Here is a 9,033-nt window from a genome sequence, read left to right as displayed (position 1 = left end):
TATCGAAACCTACATAACTCTTTGTTTACCAAGGAGTTTTCCGTTTCGACTGCGCCGGAAGTGGGGCGAATTATAGACTTCCAGAATCTGCCGTCAACCTCTAATTTGAGTTTTCTATCGAAACACCCGAATATCAACGCGCTTCTCTATATATAGAGAAGAAAACGAATACATTGAGCAATATATTGCTCAATGCGGAGCAGTTGAGCATCATAGTCGGCCCTGCTTCTTTATACGACCCTGGACGAACACCTCCATGAACACCTCCCCCCGCAGCCTGACTTCGACATTATTCCCGGTCGGCCTGCTACTTATCGCCATGGCCTCCATTCAATCAGGTGCCTCGCTGGCCAAAAGCATGTTCCCAATAATCGGCGCCCAGGGCACCACGACGCTGCGCCTGGTTTTTGCCAGCGTGATCATGCTGCTCATACTGCGTCCCTGGCGCGCCAAGCTCACCGCCAAATCCCTGCGCACGGTGATCGTCTACGGCATGGCTCTGGGCGGCATGAACTTCCTCTTCTATATGTCCCTGCAGACCGTTCCCCTCGGCATCGCAGTGGCACTGGAGTTCACCGGCCCATTGGCCGTAGCTATCTATGCTTCACGACGCGCCGTCGACTTCATCTGGATAGCCTTGGCGATCATCGGCCTCCTGCTGCTGATCCCTGTTGGCGAAACCAGTAGCAGCATCGACCTGACAGGCGCGGCTTATGCATTGGGGGCTGGCATCTGCTGGGCGCTCTACATTCTGTTTGGCCAAAAAGCGGGAGCGGACAATGGCGTCCAAACTGCAGCTCTCGGCGTCATGATCGCAGCGCTATTTGTCGCACCTATCGGAATAGTCCATGCCGGTACGGCACTGCTGACACCCTCATTGATTCCTATAGCCATAGGCGTTGCCATTCTTTCCACAGCGCTTCCATACACCCTGGAGATGGTCGCCCTGACCCGCCTGCCCGCCCGCACCTTCGGTACGCTGATGAGCATCGAACCTGCTTTCGGTGCACTCTCCGGCCTATTTTTCCTTCAGGAGTACTTGTCCGTCGGGCAATGGCTGGCCATCGCGTGCATTATCCTGGCGTCCGTTGGCGCAACCTTGACCATGCGCAGTGAATCAAAGCCACTGGTACCCGCCGATTGATTCAGGATTTGACGTTGCTCTGGTATTTGCCGCCCAATTAGGCCATGTTTAGGATGTAACCTAGTGTCACTCATGGAGATTTTCAAATAGGGACATTAAGAACGCTACAATCGAGAGCGAGCAAAGCCAGCGTCGGGCATCCCTGCGAAGCGGCTATTAAGGATGGTAATGAAGCGAATTTTGATATTGCTAGTCGTGGTCGCCATTGCAGGTTGCGCTGCAACCACCAAGACAGAAGTTAAGCGGGGGAAAAAAGGGCTACATATCAATTGCTCTGGCCTGACTTCTTCCTGGGAGCAGTGTTACACCAGCGCAGCCAACTCCTGCGGCACCAAAGGCTACAAGCTCATTGCCAAGTCCGGCGACAATGCGGAGGAGGAGCCTGGGGACTACCCGTTCGGCCTCAACCCTGCCGGCTACACCAGTCGAAGCATGATCGTCATCTGTAAATAAGCAGCTTGCACGCTCATTAGTCAGCGATTCGCTGACTAAGCTCTTTATAGCTGGATGAAAGCACCTGCGCCTGAACCTGCGGGTCGACCATCATTCTTGCCACTACCAGGGCGCCCACACACTGGGACAGAATTGCCCACGCCAGGCTGTCGCTTTCCAGAGTACGAGCCCAGTCTGCCTGCAATCGACAAATCCATGTCTGCGCCTGCTGACGGACCGCCACATCCGACCGAGCAATCTCTGCTCCCATGCTCGGCAATACACATCCCGATTCTGCCTGTTCAACATGAGCCATGCTCAAATAGAACTTGAGGCAACGATCCAACCGTTCACGGCTCTGGACGTCCCCCACACTCAAACGCTCAAGGCTATGGCTCAACTCACGTTCGATAATCGAGCTGAACAGCTCGTCCTTCGACGAAAAATGACTGTAGAAAGCCCCACCACTCAGACCGATAGCCTTCATCAATCCATCCACACCGACGCTGGCGAACCCCTCTTTCTTGGCCAGGGCGGCGCTGCTGTGCAATAGCTTTTCCCTGGTCTGCTGCTTGTGACTGACCGAATAACGCATCGCTTCTGCCCCTGGAGATGTACAACCTTGACGTCCACTAAATCGTAGCATAACGTTCGTTTAGTTAACGATCGTTTATCAAAGGACTTGTCATGACTGATAATAAAAAAATCGTACTGGTCGTAGGCGCTGGAGATGCTACGGGGGGCGCCATTGCCAAGCGTTTTGCCCGCGAAGGTTATGTTGCCTGTGTCACCCGACGCAGCGCTGACAAGCTGCAGCCACTGGTAGAAAGCATCCAATCGACTGGCGGCGAAGCCCACGGTTTTGCCTGCGACGCGCGTAAGGAAGAACAGGTCGTCGCCCTGATCGAGCAAATCGAAACCGAGCTAGGCCCGATTGAAGCGTTTGTTTTCAATATCGGCGCCAACGTGCCCTGCAGCATTCTGGAAGAAACCGCACGCAAGTATTTCAAGATCTGGGAAATGGCCTGCTTCTCGGGTTTTCTGAATGCCCGGGAAGTGGCCAAACGGATGGCTGTTCGCCAACGTGGGACGATTCTATTTACCGGTGCCACCGCTGGGTTACGTGGTGCTGCGGGCTTCGCCGCGTTCGCCGGTGCCAAACATGGGATCCGAGCCTTGGCCCAAAGTATGGCGCGAGAGCTTGGCCCCTTGAACATTCACGTGGCACATGTGGTGGTCGACGGCGCCATCGACACCGACTTCATTCGCGACAACTTCCCGCAGAAGTATGCCCTCAAGGATCAGGACGGCATTCTTAACCCCGAGCACATTGCCGATAACTACTGGTACCTGCACAGTCAACCGCGAGACGCCTGGACCTTCGAACTGGATCTACGCCCATGGAATGAGCCGTGGTAATCACTCCCCCCTAATAATAAGCAGCGAACCAAAAACCATGAATAAAACCCTGGAATTCTTCTTTGATCTCGGCAGCCCCGCCACCTACCTGGCCTATACCCAGCTTCCCAAGTTGTGCGCTGAAACCGGTAGTCGATTGGTGTATCAGCCCATGCTCTTGGGGGGAGTATTTAAAGCGACCGGCAATGCATCTCCCATCACTATCCCCGCCAAAGGGCGCTATATGCTTCAAGACTTGGCGCGCTACGCCAAGCGCTACGATGTCCCACTCAAGTTCAACCCACACTTCCCTATTAACACCCTGACACTGATGCGCGCTGTCACAGGCATTCAGATGCACCAACCGGAGCGCTTCATCGACTTTATTGACTGCCTGTTTCAAGCCCTATGGGTCGATGGACGCCCTCTGGGTGATCCAGCAGTAGTGGCAGCAGTGCTGACCGAGCATGGCTTCGACCCCATCAAGGTGCTGGCACTGACCAACGACGATGAAGTGAAAGCCGCCCTCAAGGACAAAACTGAACACGCCATCCAACGGGGCGTGTTCGGTGCACCCAGCATGTTTGTCGACAGCCAACTGTTCTTCGGCCAGGATCGCCTCGACTTTGTCCGCGAAGCGCTGAGCTAACGCTCGATCACCAACCGCCGCCAGTCAGCCTGGGCCAAAGCCGTCATCAACTATGATGACCAAAGCGTTGTCCCAGGCCCCGAACTGCAAACCCTTAAATAGCCGCCGTGCGCACCTGCAACCACTCCAACGCCGCACCACTGAGCAACGGGCTCAAACGCGCACGCACCTGTGCATGGTAGTCGTTGAACCACTGGCACTCCTCAGTCGTCAGCAACGACGGCACCAGGCAACGCGTGTCGATCGGACACAAGGTCAAGGTCTCAAACTTGAGAAACTCGCCAAACTCGGTCTTGGCCGCTTCACGGTTCAACACCAGGTTCTCGATGCGTACACCCCAACGGCCCGGCCGATAGGTTCCCGGTTCAATGGAGGTGATCATCCCCGGCTGCATGGCGGTTTGCGGCGCGGCGGCAGCCTGATAGGCGATCACTTGCGGGCCTTCATGGACATTGAGGAAATAGCCGACGCCGTGACCAGTGCCGTGGCCGTAATCCACGCCTTCAGCCCAGATCGGCGCACGGGCGATGGCGTCCAACAGCGGTGACAGGATGCCCTTGGGGAATTGAGCGCGAGACAAGGCAATCACACCCTTTAGCACCCGCGTACAGTCGCGTTTTTGCTCTTCGCTCGGCGTACCGATTGGTACCATTCGCGTAATGTCGGTGGTGCCGCCGAGGTACTGGCCACCTGAGTCGATCAGCAGCAGGCCATCGCCTTCGATCAGCGCATGCTCTTCTTCAGTGGCGTGGTAATGCGGCATGGCGCCATTGGCATTGAACGCAGCAATGGTGTTGAAGCTCAACGACACATAACCCGGCCGGCGGGTACGGGCAGCGGTCAGGTGTTCGTCGATGGTAAGCTCGGTGATGCGCTCACGACCCAACGCGCTGTCCAGCCAGGCGAAAAATTCGCACAAGGCCGCGCCATCCTGCTCCATGGCCTGGCGAATGTGCTCGGCGTCAGCCAGGCTCTTGCGGGACTTGGCCAAGGTAGTCGGGTTGAGCCCTTCAATCAGTTTGACGCCGCTGCCCAGGTTCTCCAGCAACCCCGCAGTCACCCGCGCCGGGTCGACTTGCAGGCTGGCACCGGCGGGCACCTCGCCCAAGGCTGCAGCCACGTCGCTGTAGTCACGCAGGGTTACGCCATCCTGCTCCAGTACGGCGCGCAGTTGGGCATCAACTTTGCTCAAGGCAACAAACAGTGTCGCCTGCTGCTGACCGATCAAGGCAAAGGAGACGAACACCGGGTTGAACGAGACATCAGCTCCGCGCAAGTTGAACAGCCAGGCGATGTCGTCCAGGGTGGCGATGAAATGCCAGTCGGCGCCCTTCTCCTTCAAACTTGCCCGCAGCGCAGCAAGTTTCTCGCCACGGCTGACCGTAGCCTGCGGCGGCAAGTGCTGATAGATCGGCTGATTCGGCAAGGCCGGACGGTCTTGCCAGACTTCACTCAACAGGTCGATGTCGGTACGCAGGCGAGCGCCACGGTCCGCCAACTTGGTACCCAATGTGCGGGCCGAAGCAACCGCCATCACCGCACCGTCGACCGCGACTACGCTGCCTTCAGGGGTTTGTTCGGCCAGCCATTCCAGCGGCCCGGACTGCCCCGGCAGCAGTTTCACCAACTCGATACCACTGCCCTTGAGCTCCTTGGTCGCCTGTTCCCAGTAGCGGCTGTCGGCCCAGACACCCGCGAAGTCAGCGGTAACAATCAGTGTCCCCACCGAACCATGGAAACCCGATAACCACTGGCGCCCCTGCCAGTAACCCGGCAGGTATTCGGACAGGTGCGGGTCGGCCGACGGCACCAGCAGGGCGTAAATCCCCTCCCGGCTCATCAACTCGCGGGTGCGCGCCAGGCGCTGGGGAACCGCTCCATAGGTCAAAGGCTGCGTACTCATTGTGTCTCCTGCTAACCACTAATAATTGTTATGGGTTGCGAATGATTGGATCAAACCGCCCAAAAGGCCGGCGCACTGGCCAGCGCGGCCTTGATCAGTTGAACTGCCTGATCGATATCCTGCTCGGTGGTAAAACGCCCAAGACTCAGGCGAATAGTGCGACCTGCGCTGCGAACATCATGGCCCAAGGCCAATAGCACGTAGGACGGCGCATTGCTCGCCGAGTTACACGCCGAGGTAGCCGAAAAGGCAATACCAGCGCTCAACGCAGCGGAATTGAACTCGCCTTCGCTGAACGTCAGGCTAAGGGTGTGTGGAATACGTTGAGTGACGCTGCCATTCAAACGCACGCCAGCGATTGATTTCAGTTGGTCAAGCAGGCGCTGGTGCAGGGCGACAATCGCCGTCGAGTCTTCTGTAAAGGACTCTGCCGCCAGCGCGAAGGCTGCGCCCATCCCGGCAATCTGATGGGTCGCCAGCGTACCGGAGCGTAGCCCGCCTTCATGCCCTCCGCCGTGAATCTGCGCCAGCACTTTTTGCTGGGCCCGTGGCCCGACATACAGCGCGCCGATACCTTTGGGGCCATACAGCTTGTGGGCGGAAAACGACATCAGGTCCACTGGCCACTGGGCCAGGTCAATGGCAACCTTACCCGCCCCTTGCGCCGCGTCCACATGAAACAGCGCGCCATGCTCACGAACCCGCGCACCAATGGCCGGAATATCGTTGAGCGTACCCAATTCGTTGTTGACCAGCATCAGCGACACTAGAAAGGTGTCTTCTCGCAGCGCTTCGCTGACCGCTTCAACACTGATCAAGCCTTCGGCATCCGGCACCAGGTAGGTGACTGCGATGCCGGCTTCCTGCAACTGACGTGCGGTGTCGAGGGTCGCCTTGTGTTCGATCTGGCTGGTAATGATGTGCCCACCGGCCACACCCCGCGCCTGGGCCACTCCCTTGAGCGCGAGGTTGTTGGACTCAGTGGCACCGGAGGTCCAGACAATCTGCTCAGCCTGGGCGCCGACCAATTCGGCTACCTGGCGCCGCGCCTGCTCAACCGTTTGCCGGGCCTGTTGGCCAAACGCATGGGAACTGGACGCAGGGTTGCCGAAATTGGCGTTGTAACCCAGGCACTCGACCATGACCTGGATGACTCGCTCATCCACCGGGGTGGTGGCGGCGTAATCGAAATACAGAGGACGTTTATTCATGACGTTAAAGGACTCGCAGAGCATGTTCCCGAGATTCAGCGTCCCAGGGGCAGCGATCAGAACACAGATCGTCAGGTTTACCTGATCGGATGCCGTTAAAGAAAGACCACTTTATTTAAAAGTGCGTAGGAACGCTCCTGAAATCCAGCTTAACAGGCTCGGCGAAAGGGATGGAAAACAAAAAGCCCGAAGCTTCTGAACGAAACCTCGGGCTCTGTGGGCCAAGCTGCAAATTTAGCTGGGACGACCCTGCAACATCACTCTGCGTTCGGCGTTCATTTCTCCCTGACGATCAAAGCCAAACGGCTTCTGTGGCTGGGCAGTCAGTTCGGCTTTCTTCTGTTGGTATTCGTCAAACGATAAACCCCGGCGATTCAGCGCCTCCATCGCCAATTGCTTGCTCTCTTCGGCTGAATAAGGTCGCAGCTCGGGCGTGGAATGAGTCGCGCAACCGGCAAGGACGGAGCAGATGAGCAACAAGAAAGTGGCGAAAAAACGGTTCATGGCGAAGGTCCTGCGAGTCGGGCGGTAGGCAATGGACACAGGCTACTCCCGGCCACGCACCGTGAAAAATCATCCCCCGTGATAGTTGCTATCGGCTTTGGCAGCACCTGCGAGAGCCAACTTCTTATATTTCCTTATGATCTATAAATATAGAAATACGTTCATTTACGGAATAAATAAAACCCTCTATAAATGTCCCCTCGCCTCGTCAACTGTTACCCGAGCAACTGTTGGCCAGGCAACAGTCATTCAACAAAACAGCAGCCAGACAACATCTCCACGGTTCAACAGGTAGCCCAGAGCCCCCGTCAATCAGCGACTTCGCCGATTGGTACAGCTCTTGCTCCACCTCTGTCACTCACTCATCGCACTGAGCCACTGTTGAAAAAGGAACTGTCCGTGTCGCGTCCCCTGAATGTCGTTGCCCTCTCCGGCGGTACCTGGCGCCCCTCTCGCACGCGGGTGCTGACCCAAGCGCTGCTGGCCGAACTGGCCACCCAACTGCTGATCGAGAGCCATCTGATCGAACAGGCCGACCTGCTGATCGTCGCGGCGCCGTTGTTTGGCGCGCCCCCCTCCGCTTTGCTGAAAATCGCTTAAGGATTTGTCATGGATGTTTTCTGGTTTCTTCCCACACACGGCGACGGTCATTACCTGGGCACCACTCAAGGCGCCCGCCCGGTCACCCTCAATTATCTGAAACAAGTGGCCCAGGCCGCCGACAATCTCGGTTACCACGGCGTACTGATACCCACCGGCCGCTCCTGCGAAGACTCCTGGGTGATCGCCTCGGCGCTGGTGCCCTTGACCGAGCGCCTGCGCTACCTGGTGGCGATTCGTCCGGGAATCATCTCGCCCACCGTTTCCGCGCGTATGGCCGCAACCCTCGATCGCCTCTCCAATGGCCGCCTATTGATCAACGTAGTGACCGGCGGCGATCCTGACGAAAACCGTGGCGACGGCAGCTTCCTCGATCACAGCGAACGCTATGAAGTGACCGACGAGTTCCTCAGGATCTGGCGTCGCGTGTTGCAGGGCGAATCCGTGGACTTCGAAGGCAAACACCTACGGGTCCAGAACGCCAAGGCCCTCTATCCGCCGGTGCAAAAACCCTATCCACCCCTGTACTTCGGCGGTTCTTCCGACGCCGCCCACGACCTCGCTGCCGAACAGGTGGACGTGTACCTGACCTGGGGCGAACCACCGGCCGCCGTCGCCGAAAAGCTCGCCGATGTACGTGAACGTGCAGCCCGCCACGGGCGTACGGTCAAGTTCGGCATTCGCCTGCATGTGATCGTGCGCGAAACCGAAGAAGACGCCTGGAAAGCCGCCGCCAAACTGATCGAACACATCAGCGATGAAACCATCGCCGCCGCGCAAAAATCCTTTTCGCGCTTCGACTCCGAAGGCCAGCGGCGCATGGCCGCCCTGCACGACGGACGTCGCGACAACCTGGAAATCGCCCCCAACCTGTGGGCCGGTGTAGGCCTGGTAAGGGGCGGAGCCGGTACGGCCCTGGTGGGCAACCCGCTGCAGGTGGCTGAACGGATCAAGGAATACGCCGACCTGGGGATCGAAAGCTTCATTTTCTCCGGCTACCCCCATCTGGAAGAGGCCTACCGTTTCGCCGAGCTGGTGTTCCCGCTGCTGCCGGAGCCCTACGCCAGCCTGGCCGGGCGCGGCATCACCAACCTCACCGGACCGTTTGGCGAAATGATTGCCAACGACGTGCTGCCGACCAAGGCCTGATCAGCTTTTAACTGTAGGAACTAGGCGTCCCCCTCGCTCCTAC

9 protein-coding genes and 1 pseudogene are annotated in these 9,033 nt (G+C 57.8%); 6 read left to right on the top strand and 4 right to left on the bottom strand.

The features are described 5' to 3' along the window. The first annotated feature begins 256 nt into the window (after positions 1–256). Positions 257–1,144 (top strand): threonine/homoserine exporter RhtA, encoded by an 888-nt coding sequence (gene rhtA / locus ACZRJ6_RS23470; protein ID WP_149414722.1) that lies wholly within the window; start codon positions 257–259, stop codon positions 1,142–1,144. Between the two features lie 168 nt (positions 1,145–1,312). Next, positions 1,313–1,597 (top strand): hypothetical protein, encoded by a 285-nt coding sequence (locus tag ACZRJ6_RS23465; protein ID WP_463970205.1) that lies wholly within the window; start codon positions 1,313–1,315, stop codon positions 1,595–1,597. A gap of 16 nt (positions 1,598–1,613) precedes the next feature. Here the strand turns inward: ACZRJ6_RS23465 and ACZRJ6_RS23460 are convergent, their stop codons facing one another. After that, complete coding sequence (locus tag ACZRJ6_RS23460; RefSeq protein ID WP_463970206.1) at positions 1,614–2,171, bottom strand: TetR/AcrR family transcriptional regulator; 558 nt, start codon at positions 2,169–2,171, stop codon at positions 1,614–1,616. 92 nt (positions 2,172–2,263) lie between these two features. Here ACZRJ6_RS23460 and ACZRJ6_RS23455 point away from each other — a divergent pair, with 92 nt between their 5' ends. Both ACZRJ6_RS23455 and ACZRJ6_RS23450 read left to right on the top strand, forming a co-directional pair. Further along, positions 2,264–2,995 carry an SDR family NAD(P)-dependent oxidoreductase gene (locus ACZRJ6_RS23455; protein WP_133098778.1) on the top strand — a complete coding sequence of 244 codons (732 nt, stop codon included), beginning with the start codon at positions 2,264–2,266 and terminating at the stop codon, positions 2,993–2,995. A 37-nt stretch (positions 2,996–3,032) separates the two neighbouring features. Continuing rightward, positions 3,033–3,623, top strand: a complete 591-nt coding sequence (locus ACZRJ6_RS23450; RefSeq protein WP_463970207.1) for a 2-hydroxychromene-2-carboxylate isomerase — start codon at positions 3,033–3,035, stop codon at positions 3,621–3,623. A gap of 94 nt (positions 3,624–3,717) precedes the next feature. Here ACZRJ6_RS23450 and ACZRJ6_RS23445 read toward each other — a convergent pair whose 3' ends face one another. The 3 genes from ACZRJ6_RS23445 to ACZRJ6_RS23435 form a co-directional block, all read right to left on the bottom strand. After that, positions 3,718–5,526: an aminopeptidase P family protein gene (locus ACZRJ6_RS23445; RefSeq protein ID WP_463970208.1), complete on the bottom strand. Its 1,809-nt coding sequence runs from the start codon at positions 5,524–5,526 to the stop codon at positions 3,718–3,720. A gap of 50 nt (positions 5,527–5,576) precedes the next feature. After that, positions 5,577–6,737, bottom strand: coding sequence for a cysteine desulfurase family protein (locus ACZRJ6_RS23440; protein WP_463970209.1), 1,161 nt, complete (start codon positions 6,735–6,737; stop codon positions 5,577–5,579). Positions 6,738–6,971: 234 nt separating this feature from the next. Further along, a complete protein-coding gene (locus ACZRJ6_RS23435; protein WP_463970210.1) occupies positions 6,972–7,241 on the bottom strand; it encodes a hypothetical protein in 270 nt (89 codons plus the stop codon). Between the two features lie 399 nt (positions 7,242–7,640). On the opposite strand from ACZRJ6_RS23435, the pseudogene ACZRJ6_RS23430 reads away from it, so the two are divergent. Both ACZRJ6_RS23430 and ssuD read left to right on the top strand, forming a co-directional pair. After that, a pseudogene (locus tag ACZRJ6_RS23430) lies at positions 7,641–7,832 on the top strand (FMN reductase); the annotation flags it as partial. A gap of 18 nt (positions 7,833–7,850) precedes the next feature. Continuing rightward, positions 7,851–8,990, top strand: coding sequence for an FMNH2-dependent alkanesulfonate monooxygenase (gene ssuD, locus ACZRJ6_RS23425; RefSeq protein WP_463970211.1), 1,140 nt, complete (start codon positions 7,851–7,853; stop codon positions 8,988–8,990). The last annotated feature ends 43 nt before the right edge of the window (positions 8,991–9,033 follow it).

Source organism: Pseudomonas sp. C321 (assembly GCF_055407105.1).
The sequence above is the reverse complement of the archived record's forward strand: the minus strand, read 5'-3'. Positions and strand labels throughout refer to the sequence as shown.

Coding starts and splice junctions, on each gene's coding strand:
- rhtA (WP_149414722.1), top strand. CDS start 257: ATGAACACCTCCCCCCGCAGCCTGACTTCGACATTATTCCCGGTCGGC.
- ACZRJ6_RS23445 (WP_463970208.1), bottom strand. CDS start 5,526: ATGAGTACGCAGCCTTTGACCTATGGAGCGGTTCCCCAGCGCCTGGCG.
- ssuD (WP_463970211.1), top strand. CDS start 7,851: ATGGATGTTTTCTGGTTTCTTCCCACACACGGCGACGGTCATTACCTG.
- ACZRJ6_RS23440 (WP_463970209.1), bottom strand. CDS start 6,737: ATGAATAAACGTCCTCTGTATTTCGATTACGCCGCCACCACCCCGGTG.
- ACZRJ6_RS23465 (WP_463970205.1), top strand. CDS start 1,313: ATGAAGCGAATTTTGATATTGCTAGTCGTGGTCGCCATTGCAGGTTGC.
- ACZRJ6_RS23455 (WP_133098778.1), top strand. CDS start 2,264: ATGACTGATAATAAAAAAATCGTACTGGTCGTAGGCGCTGGAGATGCT.
- ACZRJ6_RS23435 (WP_463970210.1), bottom strand. CDS start 7,241: ATGAACCGTTTTTTCGCCACTTTCTTGTTGCTCATCTGCTCCGTCCTT.
- ACZRJ6_RS23460 (WP_463970206.1), bottom strand. CDS start 2,171: ATGCGTTATTCGGTCAGTCACAAGCAGCAGACCAGGGAAAAGCTATTG.
- ACZRJ6_RS23450 (WP_463970207.1), top strand. CDS start 3,033: ATGAATAAAACCCTGGAATTCTTCTTTGATCTCGGCAGCCCCGCCACC.